The organism is Veillonella magna DSM 19857 (genome assembly GCF_000428745.1).
GTDB lineage: Bacteria > Bacillota > Negativicutes > Veillonellales > Veillonellaceae > Veillonella_A > Veillonella_A magna.
This window is the reverse complement of the sequence record NZ_KE386795.1, coordinates 397,945-417,712: the sequence shown is the minus strand read 5'-3', so window position 1 is coordinate 417,712 and position 19,768 is coordinate 397,945. Positions and strand designations below refer to the sequence as shown.

At 42.2% G+C, this 19,768-nt stretch carries 16 protein-coding genes; 15 read left to right on the top strand and 1 reads right to left on the bottom strand.

The genetic code is table 11. From position 1 onward, the window contains the following. Position 1 precedes the first annotated feature (1 nt). The 5 genes from cas1 to G344_RS0108830 all read left to right on the top strand — a co-directional run bounded on the left by cas1 (position 2) and on the right by G344_RS0108830 (position 3,526). Entirely contained in the window at positions 2-928 is a 927-nt protein-coding gene (cas1, locus tag G344_RS0108850) for a type II CRISPR-associated endonuclease Cas1 (RefSeq protein WP_028255891.1), read from the top strand. Continuing rightward, a complete protein-coding gene (gene cas2, locus G344_RS0108845; protein ID WP_244869512.1) occupies positions 915-1,241 on the top strand; it encodes a CRISPR-associated endonuclease Cas2 in 327 nt (108 codons plus the stop codon). Before cas1 ends, cas2 begins: the two co-directional genes overlap by 14 nt. Before the next feature lie 14 nt (positions 1,242-1,255). Next, positions 1,256-2,158: a hypothetical protein gene (locus G344_RS0108840; RefSeq protein WP_028255889.1), complete on the top strand. Its 903-nt coding sequence runs from the start codon at positions 1,256-1,258 to the stop codon at positions 2,156-2,158. 872 nt (positions 2,159-3,030) lie between these two features. Beyond that, on the top strand, positions 3,031-3,156 hold the full coding sequence (locus G344_RS12245) for a hypothetical protein (protein ID WP_277352591.1): 126 nt from the start codon (positions 3,031-3,033) through the stop codon (positions 3,154-3,156). Positions 3,157-3,247: 91 nt separating this feature from the next. Then, positions 3,248-3,526, top strand: coding sequence for a hypothetical protein (locus tag G344_RS0108830; protein WP_028255888.1), 279 nt, complete (start codon positions 3,248-3,250; stop codon positions 3,524-3,526). A gap of 311 nt (positions 3,527-3,837) precedes the next feature. Here the strand turns inward: G344_RS0108830 and G344_RS0108825 are convergent, their stop codons facing one another. Beyond that, on the bottom strand, positions 3,838-5,067 hold the full coding sequence (locus tag G344_RS0108825; protein WP_028255887.1) for an aminopeptidase: 1,230 nt from the start codon (positions 5,065-5,067) through the stop codon (positions 3,838-3,840). A 128-nt stretch (positions 5,068-5,195) separates the two neighbouring features. Here G344_RS0108825 and G344_RS11575 point away from each other — a divergent pair, with 128 nt between their 5' ends. The 10 genes from G344_RS11575 to tsf all read left to right on the top strand — a co-directional run bounded on the left by G344_RS11575 (position 5,196) and on the right by tsf (position 19,723). Beyond that, positions 5,196-5,864, top strand: coding sequence for a ComEA family DNA-binding protein (locus tag G344_RS11575; RefSeq protein ID WP_051245889.1), 669 nt, complete (start codon positions 5,196-5,198; stop codon positions 5,862-5,864). Next, entirely contained in the window at positions 5,824-8,214 is a 2,391-nt protein-coding gene (locus tag G344_RS0108815) for a ComEC/Rec2 family competence protein (protein ID WP_028255886.1), read from the top strand. Before G344_RS11575 ends, G344_RS0108815 begins: the two co-directional genes overlap by 41 nt. 60 nt (positions 8,215-8,274) lie before the next feature. Continuing rightward, on the top strand, positions 8,275-9,264 hold the full coding sequence (holA, locus tag G344_RS0108810) for a DNA polymerase III subunit delta (protein ID WP_028255885.1): 990 nt from the start codon (positions 8,275-8,277) through the stop codon (positions 9,262-9,264). Further along, positions 9,261-10,628, top strand: a complete 1,368-nt coding sequence (locus G344_RS0108805; protein ID WP_028255884.1) for a VanW family protein — start codon at positions 9,261-9,263, stop codon at positions 10,626-10,628. Before holA ends, G344_RS0108805 begins: the two co-directional genes overlap by 4 nt. Before the next feature lie 150 nt (positions 10,629-10,778). Next, entirely contained in the window at positions 10,779-14,438 is a 3,660-nt protein-coding gene (locus G344_RS0108800; RefSeq protein ID WP_028255883.1) for a PolC-type DNA polymerase III, read from the top strand. 120 nt (positions 14,439-14,558) lie between these two features. After that, positions 14,559-16,115 carry a gluconokinase gene (locus G344_RS0108795; protein ID WP_028255882.1) on the top strand — a complete coding sequence of 519 codons (1,557 nt, stop codon included), beginning with the start codon at positions 14,559-14,561 and terminating at the stop codon, positions 16,113-16,115. An 18-nt stretch (positions 16,116-16,133) separates the two neighbouring features. Beyond that, the gene (locus G344_RS0108790; protein ID WP_028255881.1) at positions 16,134-17,453 is read left to right on the top strand and encodes a gluconate:H+ symporter; all 1,320 of its coding nucleotides are present in this window, start codon (positions 16,134-16,136) and stop codon (positions 17,451-17,453) included. Between the two features lie 305 nt (positions 17,454-17,758). Beyond that, positions 17,759-17,902 carry a hypothetical protein gene (locus G344_RS0108785; RefSeq protein ID WP_156886175.1) on the top strand — a complete coding sequence of 48 codons (144 nt, stop codon included), beginning with the start codon at positions 17,759-17,761 and terminating at the stop codon, positions 17,900-17,902. A 216-nt stretch (positions 17,903-18,118) separates the two neighbouring features. Then, positions 18,119-18,889 carry a 30S ribosomal protein S2 gene (gene rpsB / locus G344_RS0108780; RefSeq protein ID WP_028255879.1) on the top strand — a complete coding sequence of 257 codons (771 nt, stop codon included), beginning with the start codon at positions 18,119-18,121 and terminating at the stop codon, positions 18,887-18,889. Between the two features lie 153 nt (positions 18,890-19,042). Next, positions 19,043-19,723 carry a translation elongation factor Ts gene (gene tsf / locus G344_RS0108775; RefSeq protein WP_028255878.1) on the top strand — a complete coding sequence of 227 codons (681 nt, stop codon included), beginning with the start codon at positions 19,043-19,045 and terminating at the stop codon, positions 19,721-19,723. Positions 19,724-19,768 lie beyond the last annotated feature (45 nt).

Below are 19,768 nucleotides of genomic sequence, written 5' to 3'. Positions count from 1 at the left end.
TATGGGGTGGAGAACATTACTTATTGAAAATAGCCATAAAGTATCACTTAAATTAGATAATCTCAAGATTGAAGATATGGATCGCAGCTATATGCTACCTTTGAAGGACATAGATACAATTATATTGAATAATTATAAAATGTATATGACAGTACAACTGTTGTGTAAACTAAGTCATTATAATATTAACGTTATTATCTGTGAAAAAAATGGTATGCCAACAGTAGTAGTTAATCATTTGGCCGGTAATTACTCTACGTTTCATTATCAAAAATTACAGCTAAATATATCTAATGCAGTGAAGCAGAAAATATGGAAGAATATTATAAAACAGAAAATTCATAATCAAATGTTGATACTAGATTGCTTCACTCGTTCGATGGAAGCAATCGAATTTCTTATTACTTATGAGAATGAGGTAGATGATGATGACAGTACGAATCGTGAAGGGTTAGCGGCGAAGGTATATTTTAAGGCTTTATTTGGTGAGGAATTTTCTCGGGAACAAGATGGTGATGATGCAGTTAATATCATGCTTAATTATGGTTATGCACTGGTAAGAGCATACGTTGCCAGAGCATTGGCAGCTAAAGGATTGATTTTATCGTTGGGGATTAAGCACAAAAATATATATAATCATTTTAATTTAGTAGATGATGTTATGGAACCGTTTAGACCTATTGTAGATTATTGGGTATATAAAAATATAGTAGAAAGAAAAAATGATTTTTGTAAAGACAGTAGAGAAAGTATAGTTCGTTTTTTATGTAATGTTCCCATTAGTGTTGATAATAGGCAGTGTAAATTACAGACAGCGTTAGAAAAGCACGTGGATACATTTATTGCGGTCTTATCAGGAGAGCGAGATGTACCTTTATTTCCCGTTATACAAACAGAGTTATGGAGTGATATATGTGGGGGACTTTAGAACTGTGAGATTATTAGTCATGTTTGATTTACCTACTGAGAATCATAGTGATGTAAAAAAATACACTAAGTTTAGAAAATTTTTGATTAAAGAGGGATACTTTATGATGCAATATTCTGTATATTGTAAAATAGTTGTTAATCGTGACAGTGTAAAATGGGCCATACAAGCGATTAAAAAGAATTTGCCGCCATCTGGATCTGTTTGCATATTACAAGTAACTGAAAAGCAATATCAAAGCATGCAATTGCTGTCATGCAGAGATGAAATGATGGAGAAAAAAATATCTGTAGATAATTTGTTGATTTTTTGAGGGGAGGAAGGACATTGATTGGGGATATGCAAATAGAAGGCGGAAATTTAGATCATCTTGAATCTATAAATTTGCAAGAAGTTACAATCTTAGTAGGGGAAGACACTGGGGTAGGTAATCAAGTATTGAGATCTGTATACTGTTATTTCAATACGGGAGAAAAATTTAATTTAGGAAATTCTACTACTATTAGAATTAATGGAGAAGTTATTGCAACAGATGCCTACGAAGTTTTATATCTTTCTCCCAATATAGATGCAGATTATCTTATAAAAATTACAAAGAAAAGCTTGTTAGGGAACTGTTTAGAAAATATATTTGATGAAATAAGTGAAGAAATTAAGGAACAAGGATTTCTCGATTTTAAGACGGTTTTCTTAGCACAGCTAAATGATAAGTGTCATGAATTGGGAATAAAAGGAGTGATGAGTGATATTAACTTTTCAGTGATAAGTAAAATCTTGGATTGGGAGTTCACAGATGGGCGATTGTTAAATGAGTTAGGAACATTTGAATTAAAAATATTAGCAATTAATTTATTTAGGCGATTATCGACTAGAAAGAGAAAACTATTAATTGTTGATTTACCGGAATATGGTATATCAGAACGTGAGTATGAAGACTTATTACAATTAATAAAAGAAAATAGTAAAGCAATTAATAATACAATAATATATACCGGCCGTAAGAATGTAATAAATGAGTGGAGTTCAATTTATCATTATCATTTTATTAGTAAAAATCATATCTGGGGAATGGAAGACTTTGATGAGCTTTTATATGATATTAAGGAATTTACTGGCAAAACTGATGAGAAAAGAATCACAGAGGAGTTTGTTACACAAATATTTCATGAGGAGCAGTTTGTGAATCAGTACCCATATTTAATTTCCAAATATTTTATGCTTGACAATTAGTAAGAAGAGCATTATAGTTTAAGTAGAATTTATCATACTACAAGGTTACAGAATCTACTGAAATAAGATTTTATATCGAAGTCACACTGAAAAGTGGTTTGTTTTTAGTTTAATAATTGCTTGATTATGTAGATGGATTTCATTTGATTGTGTTTTAAATGTAGTTCTGTCAATTGGGCGTAGCTTATTCACTCGAGTAGGGTGGGTAGGTACGCCTTTTGTCGTATGGAGATAGTGATTTAGATTTATTATACAAGAAGGTTACAAAGGGCTTAGATTTGGTCTTGAGGTTTTAGTACTCTGTAATCTTGTAGTATGATAAATCGGTATCTATAGCCTTCGTTGTATAACCGTTGTTTTAGTACTCTGTAATCTTGTAGTATGATAAATCTGAATAGCGGTAATGTAGTTGCCGAAGTCAGTTTTAGTACTCTGTAATCTTGTAGTATGATGAATCCCGTCATATTATTAACCTTGCCGCCTTTTTGTTTTAGTACTCTGTAATCTTGTAGTATGATAAATCAACGTACCTTCAGGTTTAACAGCCGTCACTGTTTTAGTACTCTGTAATCTTGTAGTATGATAAATCCTACGCGTAAGAAGGCGCGGACATTGCTCAGTTTTAGTACTCTGTAATCTTGTAGTATGATAAATCATCTCGTCTGTGGTTTCGTTATGAAGAATCGTTTTAGTACTCTGTAATCTTGTAGTATCATAAATCTATGAGAGTAAAGAGAAATTATCGGAAGGAATATGGGCGATTGACGTTGCGGATCAATTGAAGATAGGCTATAATGACGGCGAAACATAAATATCAGTGTTAGAGTGATATAAATACGAAGACCAGTTAGGTTTTTGGGAGGTGTTACTGAATGAAGGAGAATAGAAACGGAATGTATCTTGACCATGATGATAGATTCATTATTCCTGACGAAATCTTGCAGATGAGTAGCGCCGAACGGCAAGCATTACGAAAAAATATGAGCTCGAAGATGTAAAAAATGAGAATAAGGATGATTTATGAATTCTCGTACTGAACCGCCTAGGTTATGTAGGCGGTTTTTTCATACCCATTTTTAGGGGGATTTAATGGTGATGTGTATTAGCTATGATAGCGTAGTGACGCAGATATGCAATATGCTAATTGAGGCTAGTCTAGATTATGATACTCCGCGTATAAGGTTGTTTGTGCAAAGCTTTGTTAAGAAGGTATTTGACTATTGTCATCGTGATGATTTCCCGGATACGCTACTGTACACAGCGATAGATTTTGCAATGAAGAACAGTGCGCGAGAGGCGGCTAATTTTGGAAAGATTCTGCGACAGTATCCCGTGCCGCTGACAGTTATGATGATATTGGGGCGCTGATCTACGATGGTTTTAGTACTCTGTAATCTCGCGCAACAAATGGTGCCATTGAAACTAATAAACCTAATTTGGTGATTGTTATAATATATCTATTTAAAAGTCGTCAAAGATATATAGATACAGAATAGACGTGATATACTTAAACTAGTAAACTAACATAGCATATGAGAATTGGAAAAGAAACCGCCTGCATAGCAGGCGGTTTCCTCATATGGGTATAAAGAAGTTTTTTTAGCATGGAAGACGCAATACAATAAAACCCCCAGTTTAAACCGGGGGCGAATGGAAAACAGAAGGGAGATTCGTTATTTTTATAGTTGCAATCGTCCGTTTTCCATAACAGTTATCTGATGTCCGTCGTGGGTAGTACCAACAATTTTCATTTGTTCATGACCGATCATGAAGTCTACATGCGTAAGTGATTGATTCAAACCACGGGCTTTCAGTTCAGCCTTAGATAATCCGTCACTATCCTTGAGACAGGTTGGATAGGCCGCACCCAATGCCAAATGACAGGATGCATTTTCATCAAACAATGTTTCATAGTAGATAGTGTCGGATTGGCTGATTGGTGAATAGTGGTCTACCAAAGCAAATTCACCGAGATAACGAGCACCTTCATCGGTTTCTAACAGAATTGTTAAATAGTCTTTGCCTACTTCCGCATCATAGTCGACGACTTTACCGTCCTTAAAGGTAAGGTGGAAATGTTCAATGCGATTACCTTGGTAGATGAGTGGTTTGGTACTGTAGACAATACCGTTGACGCCATCATACTGTGGGGCAGAGAACACTTCTTCCGTTGGAATGTTAGCATCAAATTCCGTTCCGTCTTTGGCAAGTTCGCTACCGCCTTGCCAGATATGACCTTCCGGTAAGGCAATGGTAAGGTCTGTACCGTTGGGGCAGGTATAATGCAAGGACGCAAAATTAAGTGTGTTCATACTGGCTGTACGTTTAGCCAGGCGTGCCAGATGAGCATCAATAGCTTCTTCCGGTGTTACGTTTTCAATGCGGCACAGTGTAAAGATACGTTCCCATAAGGTATCCGTCTTTTCTTCATCGGTGCCGGTAAAGCCGAGTAGGTCTGCCCATAATGACGTAGCTACGGCAGCAACACACCAGCGTACGGCCGATCCCATGATGGCTTCATGATAAAAATCTAACACCTTATTCAGATGACGGGATTGTAAGGCGATGCGATTGGGTTCGACACCTTGCATAGCATAGGGATTAGCGCTGATAAGAGAAAGAAATACAGCTCCCTTATCTACGTATGTTTTGTAATAGGTAGGAATCCAAGGTGCCGGCTGTGAAAGAACATCGTCACTGGCGTGGAGAAGACGTTCCTTGGCAATTTCATGAGCACGCCAATTGATGACCACTTCCGCAGCGCCCAGCGCATAGGCTTCACGGGTTACGATAGTGGCAAAATCTTTTTGCTCCACATCGGTGGATACCACTAAGGTACCACCTTTTTTTAAATGAACACCTGTTGTTAATAGTGTATGGGCATATGCCTTTAATCGTTCGGTTTGCATATATGATTATCTCCTTATCTATATTGATTATAAATTGCCAACACTGAGCGTGCGTAGTAGCACCAGTAGAAAAGTTATATAGGAGTTTCAATATCCTTGTAGAACATTTTCATGTAGGAGGCGATACTATGAACGCAACAAGAAAAAAGTGGTTAGCAGGCATGGGGGCGGCACTGGCCATATGCCTACTTCTACGCCCCATTATAGCAGACAATGAGGTACAAATAAATAAAGAGCTAGGCAGTGCTGATTATGAAATGACAGAAACTGCACGCAGCGGTGCATCGTCGGGCGCATTACCCAAGGAAGGGACAGAGAAAAAAGAAATGGGTACGGCAGATTCTAAGGACTCTTCTAAGGCAATGCCAATTTATAGCAAAGCGAAACAGCAAGGCATATTGGTATATGTTACGGGTGCCGTGGAATCACCGGGGCTGTATGAGTTGCCCGGAGTTCCTCATGTAGGTGATGCCATTAAAGCGTGCGGTGGACTCTTACCGTATGCAGCGGCGGATACACTGAATTTAGCAGAGCAAATACCGGACGGTACACATATTCATGTGCCGTTTTCCTTTACAGGAAATCCGGAAGTGCTGCTGCGAAAACAAAAAATCAATATTAATACTGCCGACGATAAAGAATTACAAACACTGAACGGTGTTGGACCGGCTATAGCCAAGCGCATTATTGAGTATCGTACGGAGCACGGAAATTTCGGGAGTATCGAAGATATCAAAAAGGTAAAGGGGATCGGTAATGGGCTCTTCAACAAGTGTAAAGCCAAAATCACGGTATAAGGTAATTAACTTTTTTCTTACTATGATACAGAGCTTCGGCCGTGATTTAGGATTGCTTACCTACACGGAATGGGGAAGTCTGTTGTGGCTGTTACCGGCCTGGGGCATTGCTACGGTTTATGGCAGAGTGTATGAGTTTTCTCCGTTACTGACGGCTTTTATGAGTTGTCTTTGGTATCCGTTATTCCTGCTATGGCGTGCGTGGCAACGATCGGAGGGACACCCTTACCGTATTTTCAGTGTAGCTATTCTTTGTATTGCTTTATATCTGCTGGGGCTTGGGCGCACTACCCAGGTAATTACTACTTACAGTGAAAGCGATACCTTTTTTGAAGGGCAAGAGGGAACCTATATTATGCATATCACGTCTATGCCGGAACGTATCCGCCGTGGTACGTCGGAAACGATAAAGCTTACCGGTGATGTATTGGGACTTTACGCTAAGAAAGAAATGGTAGGCGAAGAACTGCTACACGCCGACGGAGAGATTATTGCGTACGTAAATGACGCGTCATCTATACTACCGGGCAGCTATGTATGGGTACACGGCACGCCCTTGCACAGTCGTAGCGGTATGGAGGATGGTCAAATTGATCGAAGGGCGCGGATGATTGCGTCCCTCTATCGCGGTACTATATATGATGGAACTGTAACGGCAGTGGTAACTTTGGGTACGTCTTTACCGGCAGAAATACGGCCGCCTTGGTATGAATATATATTGAACGCGCTGATGCAAGATATAGGAAATATACACACTTATGTGAAACAGGCGATTGCTAATCGTTTGCCTGCGTCCGTAGCTGCTTTGGCACAGACTTTAGTGTTAGGCGGTAGTTACAGTTTGTTGTCGTCTACAGTGATGACCTCCTTTACATTGACAGGCATGATTCATATTTTATCTGTTTCTGGATCTCATATTGCTCTTCTCTTTGCCATGGTGTATGGGATAGGAGCCATAGGAGGCATTGGTAAGGAACGCTCCACCTATGCGGGGATTATTGTAGCTATTCTCTATTGCTACATGGTAGGTTTTAATCCACCGGTCATACGTGCCACCCTCATGGGGATTTGTATGGGCATCGGTGTTATTCGAGGAACACTGTATAGCAGTCGCCAAGCGATTGCCGTAAGCGCAGCGATATTATTGCTGTATCAACCGATGTTGTTATTGGATGTTAGTTTTCAGTTGTCTTTTGGGGCAACGTATGGAATTTTACTGCTCGTGAAACCGTTGTACCGCCGTATGCCCAGGGGGATGCCGAAAGTGACGATACCGCTGGCGCTTTGTTTGGCGGCACAAGTATTGATGTGGCCGGTACAGTTATATTATTTTCATATGGTAGGTATAGGGACATTCGTAGCAGCTATATTGGTAGCACCTCTATTGGATCTGGCCATTATCGGGATTGTCATACTTGTTCTGTTAAACATTATCTATGCACCTGCGTTTTTATGGGACATGGTCGGTTATTTGTTAAGGATAGCTGTATATATAAACTATACTATTGCACGATTGCCTTTGATGACGTACTGGATAGCCGCTCCGGCGTGGTGGCAGATGGTATTGTACTATCCGCTGTGTCGTTATTATTACTATTGGGCAGAAGAGGGCACAAAGGATAAGGCCCCGGTCTATGAAAAAGGAGCCTTATTGTGTATAATAGTAGTACTGTTTTGCGGGCCTTTTGTAGAAGCATCGGGCACGACATATATTCATGTTATTCCGACTGCCCACCCGGCATGGTTGGCGATAGAATCACATTGGGGTCGACGCGATGTGTGGCTGTATTGTGATATGGGAGGACGGGTACCATCGCCGCGGCTGATACATACACTTGAAAGCGACGTACATTATTATGGGGCCACTCGGTTACGTGGTCTTGTCATTGATGGTGTAAATGCGGAGAATGTTTATGCGGTTAATGCGTTGGCTTCTTATTTCGGAATTCCTTTTTCTTTTGATGCCGTGAAAAAGGGGCGTTATAGTTATGTTACTGCCGGCAATGAGGAATATATCCCCATCACGATGGAAACGAATGGAGTTATACAGGTAACCGGTTTGCATCGAAGCTTTTTCTTCTTGTCGCAAAGCAGCGGTTATCGACAAAAGGGCCAAAAGGTTTTACAATTAAAAGGAAACCCTACGGAGATGTACGTGCATCGGTACGGCCGAGACAGGATTCCTTGCATCATAGGAACTGCCGATGAATACGGTTTGCTAAGGCGATACGATAGTCGCTGTGACGGGTATGTGTATTGGCCGCCGGGGCGCAAGCTGCGTGAAATTGATCCGGCACTGGACGGACTTTATGTCGTAGGGCATGAGAGGATACCGGATATAGAGTTGTAATATATACAGTAGGTTAACTGCCAATGGCGAACGATAGTTGTGATATACAAGGAGGTTGCGGTGAGCGAAGTTCTTTTAGTGTACGGTGATGAGCCGCAGCGTATGGAAGAAGTAAAAGGTGCTTTTTTAACATCATATACTACGCTTACTGTGCGCATGTTTGATAGCGAATCATCGCCGCGCTCTATTTGTGAAGCGATGAATGAACAATCTCTTTTTGGCGATGTATCCGTTCTGTATATAGCCAATCCCCCGATTATAAAGAAAACAGCCAAGCAATCTCTCGGTGAATGGCAGCAGGTGTACGATGCATTATTGACCTATAACGGTGAGTCGCCGGTTCTACTCATGTATCACGAAAGTATAGATAAACGTATTCAAGCCAATAAGGCATTATTGGCAGCGATTCGCCACGAAGAATGCCATAAGCTAAAAGGACCAGAATTACTTACTTGGGTTACGTCGTATTGCAAAAAAAATGGCTATACCTTAACCCGGGACGGTATGCTGTACTTGCAGCATGTGCTAGAGCTATGGCAGGATGTACCGGTTAGTTTTTTGCGTACCGAGTTTGATCGCTATTTCTTGCAGTTAGGTAAGACAAAGAAAATCACCGAAGACTTTTTAAGGGAAAACAGTAGCGATTACGGAGCAAAAAATATATTTGCCTTCAAGGATGCATTACTACAAAAAAATGCGGCTGTATTAATGGAGTTGTTTCCTTTTATGCTAAGCTATAAGGAAATAGACAGAGCCCTTTCCTATATTGAAAGCCAGTTGCGATTGCAGTTGATGGTAAGCGAATGTCGGGCCTACGGCATGAGTGAAGCGGAGACGGTAGCGTATATGAAGGATAACGGTTCTACAGTTAAGCCCTATCCGATTAAGTTGGCTTACAGCGCCGCAAGGTCTGTTACTATTCCTGCCTTAGCCGGATTACTGCGCCAGTTATACGAAATCATACGCTTGGGTCGTATGGGGGAAGGACAGTTGATTCGGGTAAGAGATGCATGTTTAACCTATTGTTTATCGGAAGAGGAGAAGATATGAAACGAAAGATACTGATGGCTTCGGCTGCCTGCGTGGCTGCTATCGGCTTGGCCTTTGCAGCGGTCGTCACACCTACGGGGCGAGCTGTACAAGGAATATATCTGGATTCCAAGGACGTATCGTGGTATACGCCGGAAGAATTGCGCGAGGAAATCGATCGTCAGTTCGAGTCAGGACCGACTACATTGGTTATTGTGGATGATACCAATAAAAAGCAGACCGTATCTTCTAAGGATATCGGTGTTCGGGCCAACCGCGAAGCCACGGTGGAAGCCATCATGGCATATGGCTATGAGCAAGATCTTTGGACATATGTTACTCATCGTTTGCAGGCATTGCTATCGCCGGTACGATATCATCTGGTGTACGAAATTAACGAACCTACCGGAGAAAGCTTTTTACGTGAGTTAGGTAATCGTTTGGATGCGCCGGGTAAAGATGCGTTTCTTACCTATGAAAGCGGTAAAGTTATCCATCATAAAGCCGTACCGGGCAAGCGCCTGGACATAAAGGCAACCTTGGCAGCACTGAAAGAAAATGCACGGGCCGGTCAGCTAGAAACGCTTCCTTTGGTAATAGATACAAAAGCAAAGCCTAAAATTGGTGATAGTGATATAGCGCCTATTACGACCTTACTTGCCGTATATACCACACAGTTTAATCCGGGTGATGAAAACAGAACGCATAATATTCAATTAGCCACGGATAAAATAAACGGAGTTCTCCTCGGCCCGGGAAAAACATTTTCCTTTAATGATGTGGTAGGTGAACGCACGGCAGAAGCCGGTTATGACGATGCGCCGGTATTTATGGATGGCAAACTTGTTCCGGGCATCGGCGGCGGTATTTGCCAGGTAAGCTCTACCTTATTTAATACTGCCTTGCTCAGCGGTATGACTATTGATGAACGCACACCACACTTTGAGCCGGTAGGATATATACCGGCCGGACGTGATGCAACGGTAGCCTATGGGTACTTGGATTTTGTATTCCATAATCCTTATACGCATCCCGTATATATTCGTGCTGTTACTGAAGGTGATAGTCTGGTGATTTACATGTTCGGCACGGAAGCGGATAAGCCGAAACAGGTGACGGTAGAAACATCGGCAGGCACGGCAATTATGCGTAAAACCATAGAAAAAACGGATGCTACCAAGGATACGGATGAAATTAGGGAAGGGCACAACGGAATGTCTATGATGACGCTGCGCCATATAACGAAAGCCGATGGTTCGATTAAGACAGACCGCTTTGAGTCCGTCTATGATCCGGTGGATACTGTTATTATTCGCGGTACAAAGCCAAAAGAGGCGGCAAAACCTAAGGCACAATCGACGAAGCCGGCTACATCCGAGAATTAACGGATAGAGTAGTTGACAGATATGCAGCAATAAGCGGATATGTAGTAATAAAAAATATATAGTAATACATGTATAGTAATAACTATACATGTAGAATAAACAGATGTATGGCATTGAATATACATTAATTAAAAGAAAGGGCTCTAAGCAATGAAATTACGTTATCATGTAGTACCGCGTAAACAGATGAAAGCGTCCTATCTTATTGAGGCTGATAAAAAATCCATTGAGATTCGATTGGCCGAAGCGGGTAAACAATTACAGGCACTTGATGCATTACAAGAAAAATTAGAAAAGTGGTATACCCAAAAAGGTGTATCCTTTGCGCCGGTGCCGTTATCGTCCTCCGATAGCTGTTGCTACTCTTGGGTGGCCGATGAAATTCACGATCACACCATGACGGAATACTATTATGCCGGCGGTTGTGGCGTAGGTGAGTTAATCGAAGAGCTGGAGGAACGACGTAAAGCACAACGAGGCTACGATGAAGAGGATATTCCCGACTTTTCCGATAGTTATGATTATATAGAAGAATATGATGATGCGGACTTTGCTCCTTTTTCCGATGATGATGCGACGATGACATTACTAGATAATACGCCTGTCGAATGCGATTATGTGGAAGCGAAACCCTTGCCGGCAGATAAGCCTGCTTACGGTGGAGCCCGTAAGGGTGGCGGACGTCGAAGACGAGATGTGACAGAGCCGGGGATGCTGTTAGGTCCCAAGATTACGGGAGAACCTGTATCCATTATGAGTATTGATGATGGCGGTCGCGGTCTTGTGTTTGAAGGCGTTCTCAACGGAATTGAAATGCGAGAAACCAAGACGGGAAAGGCAATTATCAGCGGGAATGTAGTGGATACGACCAACAGTATTCGCTTTAAAAAATTTATGGACTCTGCCGAGGAAGGCAATGAGTTGATGAAAGCGTTAAAGGGGGCTAAGCATGTACGCGTACAAGGCGACGTCGATTTCGATGATCGCTTTGAACGAGATTATGTTCTTGATTTACGCAGCGTGCAGGCTGTAGAAAAAAATACTAAGCGTACGGAACAACGTGAGGATTCCCGTGTTGAGCTTCACTTACATACTAAGATGAGTGATAAGGACGCGCTGGTAGTTGTCAAGGAATTGATTTCCACCATAAAAGATTGGGGACATCCGGCGGTGGCGATTACGGATCACGGTGTTGTTCAGGCATTCCCGGAAGCACAAGCCATTGCGGCAGAAAAAGGAGTTAAGATTATTTACGGCGTCGAAGGGTATCTGATTGAAGACGAGGACTCGGATACGCGGTATCATATTATCTTACTAGCCAAGAACATGGTGGGATTACGGAATTTGTATAAACTGGTGACGATTTCACACTTAAATTATTACAAGCGGCGTCCCCGTTTGCCCCGTGCTGTTATTGAAGAGCATCGCGAAGGTTTGATTATCGGATCGGCCTGTGAAGCCGGCGAATTAATGCAAGCTATTGTGCGCGGTGAATCCAAGGAACGGTTGCTAGAAATTGCCGACTTCTACGATTATTTGGAAATCCAACCACTGTGTAACAATATGTTCTTAGTGCGTCACAATATTGTGCCCGATGAAGCAACCTTGGTGGAAATGAATAAGACCATCGTTGAATTGGGTGAGGCACTGAATAAAAAAGTAGTTGCTACCTGTGATGTGCATTATTTGAATCCGGAAGATAAAATTTATCGTGAAATCATGCTTACAGCCAGTGGCTTTAAGGATGCGAAGGATCAACCGGACCTTCATCTGCGTACCACCGATGAGATGCTCAAGGAGTTTGCCTATTTAGGAGAAGAAAAAGCTTATGAAGTCGTCGTGACCAATTCACGGTATATTAACGATCAAATCGAAGCGATTCGTCCAATTCCGGACGGTACATATTCTCCGAAAATCGAAGGGGCCGAAGAAGAGCTGACGAACATGTGTTACCGCAAGGCGAAACGCATTTATGGTGATCCGTTACCACAGGTAGTGGCGGATCGTTTGGATTATGAGTTGACGCGAATTATCGGACATGGATTTGCGGTGTTGTATTACATTGCGCATAAGTTGGTAAAAAAATCACTGGATGACGGCTATCTGGTTGGATCCCGTGGATCGGTGGGATCTTCCTTTGTAGCGACCATGGCGGATATTACGGAAGTAAACCCGTTGCCTCCGCATTATATTTGTCCAAAATGTAAGCATAGTGAATTTTTCTTAAAAGGTGAGTATGCCGGTGGATTTGACCTGCCACGTAAAAAATGCCCAGAATGCGGTAACGAATTGGAAATGAACGGTCATGATATTCCGTTTGCAATTTTTATGGGTTTTGAAGGCGACAAGGTACCTGATATCGACCTTAACTTCTCCGGTGACTATCAGCCGCGAGCTCATAAATACACGGAAGAACTGTTCGGTCGTGATAATGTATTCCGTGCCGGTACAATCGGTACAATCGCAGATAAAACAGCTATCGGTTATGTTCGTAAATATGCGGAGATTAACGGAATTCAAGTGCGACAAGGTTTCCTCGAGGAACTGGCAAAGGGCTTCACCAAAGTAAAAAATACAACCGGTCAGCATCCGGGCGGTATCATGGTATGTCCTCGCGATATGGATGTGCATCATTTTACGCCGGTGCAGTATCCGGCGAATAAAAGGGAAAGCGGTATTATCACGACCCATTTTGATTATCACTCTATCGAAGGACGCATGACTAAACTGGACATACTGGGCCATGATGATCCGACAATTATTCGTATGTTGGAGGATATTACCGGTATTGACGTACAAACTATTCCGTTCGATGATCCGGAAACATTGAGTCTCTTTTCGTCGACCAAGGCGATTGGGTTAACACCGGAACAGTTAATGGGTGATAAGGTAGCTACATTAGGGGTGCCGGAATGCGGTACCGGCTTCGTACGGCGCATGCTGGAAGATTCCAAGCCGAAATGCTTCTCTGACTTGGTGCGAATTTCCGGATTTTCTCATGGTACCAATGTATGGCTGGATAATGCACAAACCTTAATTAAAGAAGGAACCTGTCAATTGAATGAAGCTATTTCGACACGTGACGATATCATGAACTATTTGATGCATCGGGATATAGCGCCGCTGACGTGTTTCTCCATTATGGAAAACGTACGAAAGGGACGAGGTATTGAAAAGAGAAATAAGCAAGGCGAAGCCATTACGGATTATGAAGACCAAATGCGGAAGGGGCATATTCCCGAATGGTTTATTGAGTCATGCAAAAAGATTTCTTATTTATTCCCACGTGCTCATGCCGTGGCGTATGTTATGATGGCATTCCGCATTGCATGGTTTAAAATCAATTATCCTTTGGCCTTTTATGCATCGTACTTTTCCATTCGTGCCAAAGCGTTTGACGTGCGTATTATGACACAGGATTTGGCAGGGCAAAAAGCCGAGTTCAATCGCTTGAAAGCATTGGACTATAAGGCAACGCAAAAGGATAAGGATATGATGACAGCTCTCGAAGTATCTATGGAAATGATACAGCGCGGCTTTACGTTTAGTACGGTTGACCTGGAATATTCCGAAGCACGACGCTTTACTATTCGCAACGGTAAGCTGTTGCCACCATTCCTCGCTATTGACAGTTTAGGGGAAAAGGTAGCCGATGTTATCGTAGAGGAAAGAGAAAAGCGGCCGTTTACTTCGATTAAGGATTTACAGCGCCGCTGTAAAATTTCACAATCCATATTGGATACAATGGCTGAGTTAGGATGCTTTGGTGATTTGCCGGATGATGAACAGATGAGTCTTTTCGCTATGTAAGCAGGTATGCTATCTCCGTATTTTAAAAATATATTTTCCTATCGTATAATAACTATATAAATATGAAGAGATTCTCGTTGTTACACTGTTGAGGATAATCGTTGTAAGGGAGGAATTCCTGTGACAAACCAAGTAAAAGAGCCGGTATGGATCGGCGTAGACGTAGGGACCACCGGTGTACGCGCCATGGCTTATACTTCCACCGGTAAAGCGGTAGCTTCTTCGGAAGCATTTTATCCGTTGGAAACACCGCAATATGATTGGGCGGAACAGAATCCGCAACAAATTTATGATGCGGTGGAGGAAGTGGTACGCTCTACGGTAGCTGAATTACAGTATAAATTAGTGAGCATTTCCGGTATTGCTCTAAGTACCGTTATGCATAGTTTTATTCCGCTTGACGGAGACTATCAATTATTGGGAAACATGATCACTTGGGCAGATAGCCGAAGCGCGGCTATTGTTCGTCGGATGGAACAGGAAGAGCGGTGCCGAGATTTTTATTTCCGTACCGGCTGCCCGCTTCATGCATGTTATCCACTGGCAAAGTTAGTATGGATGAAGGAAAACAGACCCAACTTATTTGCTCGGATGGCACATATCGGTTCTATCAAAGACTACATGTTCCGGCTGATGACCGGCGAGTGGGTAACGGATAAGTCCGTGGCCAGCAGCAGCGGCCTTTATAATGAATTGGAAGAAGCCTGGGATTGTGATATTTTAGCGTATATCGGTATTGAAGAAACACAGTTGCCTAAGGTTGTATCAACCACATACAGTGCAAAACTCATAAAGGATACGGCGCAACGGCTGGGGCTGCCGGAAGGATTACCGGTAGTTATCGGCGCTACGGACGGAGTTTTGGTTAATGTCGGAATCGGAGCGGTATCGCCGGGGAAGTTAAGCTGTACTATCGGAACTAGCGGAGCTATCCGTATGTTGACGGAAAAACCGCGTATGGATAAGGAAGGACGCACTTGGTGCTATAACTTGACGGATGACATGTGGGTAGCTGGCGGTGCCATTAACAACGGAGGCATTATATTACGTTGGATTCGTGACCGAATCATGCATTTACATGGTTCGCAAATAGAAAACCTTGATGTGGATCCTTATGATTTGATGACCATGAAGGCTCGCCATGTACCGGCCGGTTCCGGCGGATTGCTGTTGATGCCGTTCTTTACCGGTGAACGGGCACCGTATTGGAATTCTGATTTGCGGGGTGCCTTTATCGGGTTGTCTTTGAATCATAGTCGTTCTTACATGATTCGTGCGACGATGGAAGGCATTTGTTATAGCTTGCTTTGTGTATTACAAGCATTGCGTGATTTTGAAAACGTAGAGTCTATTCGGGTTAGCGGTAGCTTTACAAAATCGGAATTATGGTTACAAATTATGGCGGATATTTTCAATGAAGATATTACGCTTCCCAATAACAGTGAAGGAGCTTCTTTTGGTGCTGCCGTACTCGGTTTTATTTCCGATGGTACATTAAAGAGCATTCGCGATACGGCTGAGCTTATTCAGCCTCAGGATGTGTATACCCCGAAACAAGCCAATCGGGATGTATATGATACATTGTTCAGTATTTATGAATCCTTGTACACACAGATGAAAGACGATTTAGCCCGTCTCGTGAGGTTCCAGCAGGAACATCCGTTTAGCAGACTATAATTGAAAGGAGTACCCACAATGCCTCTTATAATTTTGGCTTTAGGTATTATTCTCCTGTTCTTCCTCATTGTGAAAGTGAAGATGAACAGTTTCTTGTCTCTTATTTTAGTGTGTATTTTGTTAGCCTTCGGTGAAGGGTTGCCGGTAGATAAAATTTTCCCGACGATTCAAAAAGGATTGGGAGCTACCTTAGGCGGTCTTACCATCGTTGTAGGCTTCGGTGCCATTCTCGGTAAATTGATGGCTGACAGCGGTGGGGCGCAGCGTATTGCCACTACGCTAATCAATATGTTCGGCCGTAAAAATGTAAAATGGGCTGTATGTTTAACCGGTTTTATTGTTGGTATCGCTCTGTTTTACGAAATCGGCTTTGTATTATTGATTCCATTGGTATTTACTATTGCCGTATCGGCAGATATTCCTCTTTTGGAAGTTGGTATTCCGATGGCAGCGGCGTTATCTGTAACTCACGGATTCTTGCCGCCGCATCCGGGACCGACGGCTATATCGGTTATCTTTAATGCTGATATCGGTAAAACTCTTATTTACGGGATTATCATTGCAATTCCGACGGTTATCATTGCAGGTCCTTTACTGTATAACACGGTAAAGGATATTAAGACGTCCATTCCCGAAGGATTACATAATGATAAAGTATTTACCGATGAAGAAATGCCGTCCTTTACCAGCAGTATTCTTACCGCATTGACGCCGGTATTCTTGATGGCTATCAGTGCTATCGGTAAAATGATGCAGCTTCCTAAGGATGCACCGATTACGCATATTCTTAACTTTATCGGTGATCCCAGTGTGGCGTTGACAATTTCTATCGCAGTGGCATTCTATACTTTTGGTTTTGCTCGCGGCAAAACTATGAAGGAAATCATGGAAACGTCGGAAAAGGCTATTTTGACGGTAGCTATGATTCTCTTTATCGTAGGTGCCGGCGGTGCCTTGAAGCAAGTGCTCATCGATAGCGGTGTAGGTACCTATATCGGAAGCTTGGTAATGGGTGCGAATTTGTCACCGCTTACGTTGGCATGGATAATTGCCTCGGTAATTCGTATTGCTGTCGGTTCTGCTACCGTGGCAGCCTTGACAGCCGGTGGTATCGTGGCTCCATTGATTCCGTTGACCGGTGTCAGCCCTGAACTAATGGTATTGGCTGTCGGTGCGGGCAGTGTTATCTTCAGTCCTCCGAATGATCCAGGCTTCTGGTTGTTTAAGGAATTCTTTGGTTTGACGGTTAAGCAAACGGTACGTACTTGGTGTGCCGTTGAAACAGCTATTGCTGTATGTGGTTTAATCGGTGTTGAATTGTTAAGTCTTTTTGTATAAGAACATACTCTACTGAACAATGTGAGAGCCTCTTCATCAGAAGAGGCTCTTTTGTGTATTACTGATATAGCATCTATCAAGAAATCTTTTATAGCTGTTATTAAAAAGGTTAATAATGGATGTACAAACTTACAGTTGACAAGAAAAGCTTATATACCTATAATAGTCAATGTTGAAATAAGAGGATTAATAAATCTAATGAATGACGAGGTATTCATTTCGTAGATTTCGTTGTATTGATGGGACACAGTGATGTTGGTAGTGTCTGCGAAGATGAGATGCCGGTAGGAAAGGGTAGAAGAAACATGAAAACAGTAGCAGCATGGTTAGTAGCAGTAGCATTAGTTGGTGGTTTGTCGTTAGTAGCCGGTCCGGCCGATCACATCGGTTTCACGCAGATAAATTTAAATGGCGCTACGCATCTGCACATTCCCGGTGATGCACGTTAATAATTATAGATAAAATAAAGTCGATCTTGACAATGGGGTTGACTTTTTTGCTGTGTAAGAGAATTCAGTAATTTTAGTATTGCAAGCTCATTAATCGATATGATATACTACATGAGTATGATAAATTACGCACGTAGACTGATTTCGATTCTGTGTCCGCTTTTGTCGGATGTGTCGAAAGATGATGCTGCGGAGGAGACAACAGGAGGTGCCAACATGGCAGTAGTATCAATGAAACAATTATTAGAAGCTGGTGTTCACTTCGGTCACCAGACTAGAAGATGGAACCCTAAGATGGCTAAGTACATCTTCACTGAACGTAATGGTATTTATATCATCGACCTTCAGAAAACCGTTAAAAAAGTAGAAGAAGCATATGACTTCATGCGTGAAGTAGCTCAGTCCGGCGAAATCGTACTTTTCGTAGGCACTAAGAAACAGGCGCAGGAATCTATTAAAGAAGAAGCAGAACGTTGCAACATGTTCTATGTAAACGAACGTTGGTTGGGCGGTATGCTTACTAACTACAAAACAATTGAAACTCGCGTAAAACGTTTGAAACAGCTTGAAAAAATGGCTGAAGATGGTACGTTTGAAGTATTGCCGAAGAAAGAAGTTATCGTTCTTCGTCATGAAATGGAAAAATTGGAAAAATACCTCGGCGGTATTAAAGAAATGCCGAAACTCCCGGGTGCATTGTTCGTAATCGATCCGAAGAAAGAACGTATTGCTATCGCTGAAGCTAAGAAGTTAGGTATTCCGGTAGTTGCTACCGTTGATACCAACTGCGATCCGGATGAAATCGACTTCCCGATTCCGGCAAACGACGACGCTATTCGCGCTGTTAAGTTGTTGACTTCTAAAATTGCCGACGCTATCTTGGAAGGTCGTCAGGGCGAACAGGTTGACGCTGAGAAAGCATCTGAACAAGCTTTGAACGACATGGTTGACGATTCCCGTGAAATGATTCAGGACGGTCGTTTCTAATTCATTTCTTACAAGGATAAATCGTGGGACTTAAGCTGTTAAAAAAATATAAATTTAATAGCGTTAACGATTGATAAAAAGAGTAATACACTATAAAATTAAGGTAAGGCTCAAAGTCCTTACCTTAATTACTGTATGGGAGGTATATACAACATGGCAATTACTGCTGCATTGGTAAAAGAATTACGTGAACGTACTGGCGCAGGTATGATGGACTGCAAGAAAGCATTGACAGAAACTAACGGTGATCTCGATAAAGCGGTTGACCTTCTTCGTGAAAAAGGTTTGGCTGCTGCTGCTAAAAAGGCAGGTCGTATTGCTGCAGAAGGCGTTGTTACATCTTACATTCATGGTGGCGGACGTATCGGTGTTCTCGTAGAAATCAACTGCGAAACTGACTTCGTTGCTAAAACTGATGATTTCCAGGCTTTGGCTAAGGATATTGCTATGCAGATTGCTGCTTCCAATCCGGCTTATTTGAACCGTGAAGAAGTTCCGGCTGAAGTAATCGAACATGAAAAAGCAGTTCTTTTGGAACAGGCTAAACAGGAAGCGGAAGAAGACGTTAAAAACGGTAGAAAACCGAAACCGGCTGCTGTATTGGAAAAAATGGTTAACGGCCGCATTGAAAAATTCTATAAAGAAAATTGCCTTTTGGAACAGGTTTTCATTAAAGACGGCGACAAGACCATCACTGACGTAATCAATGAAAACATTGCTAAAATCGGTGAAAACATCAACGTACGTCGTTTTGTTCGTTACGGCTTGGGCGAAGGCCTTGAAAAACGTAACGATGACTTCGTTGCCGAAGTTATGGCTTCCGTTGGTAAATAAGTAGTAGAGAAAATAAGAGAACACCGTGCTGTGTTCTCTTATTTT

Bases quoted from the DNA above. Each gene is read 5' to 3' on its own strand.
- cas1 (WP_028255891.1), top strand. From the start codon at position 2: ATGGGGTGGAGAACATTACTTATTGAAAATAGCCATAAAGTATCACTT.
- G344_RS12245 (WP_277352591.1), top strand. From the start codon at position 3,031: ATGAAGGAGAATAGAAACGGAATGTATCTTGACCATGATGATAGATTC.
- G344_RS0108830 (WP_028255888.1), top strand. From the start codon at position 3,248: ATGGTGATGTGTATTAGCTATGATAGCGTAGTGACGCAGATATGCAAT.
- G344_RS0108825 (WP_028255887.1), bottom strand. From the start codon at position 5,067: ATGCAAACCGAACGATTAAAGGCATATGCCCATACACTATTAACAACA.
- G344_RS11575 (WP_051245889.1), top strand. From the start codon at position 5,196: ATGAACGCAACAAGAAAAAAGTGGTTAGCAGGCATGGGGGCGGCACTG.
- G344_RS0108815 (WP_028255886.1), top strand. From the start codon at position 5,824: ATGGGCTCTTCAACAAGTGTAAAGCCAAAATCACGGTATAAGGTAATT.
- G344_RS0108805 (WP_028255884.1), top strand. From the start codon at position 9,261: ATGAAACGAAAGATACTGATGGCTTCGGCTGCCTGCGTGGCTGCTATC.
- G344_RS0108800 (WP_028255883.1), top strand. From the start codon at position 10,779: ATGAAATTACGTTATCATGTAGTACCGCGTAAACAGATGAAAGCGTCC.
- G344_RS0108790 (WP_028255881.1), top strand. From the start codon at position 16,134: ATGCCTCTTATAATTTTGGCTTTAGGTATTATTCTCCTGTTCTTCCTC.
- G344_RS0108785 (WP_156886175.1), top strand. From the start codon at position 17,759: ATGAAAACAGTAGCAGCATGGTTAGTAGCAGTAGCATTAGTTGGTGGT.
- rpsB (WP_028255879.1), top strand. From the start codon at position 18,119: ATGGCAGTAGTATCAATGAAACAATTATTAGAAGCTGGTGTTCACTTC.
- tsf (WP_028255878.1), top strand. From the start codon at position 19,043: ATGGCAATTACTGCTGCATTGGTAAAAGAATTACGTGAACGTACTGGC.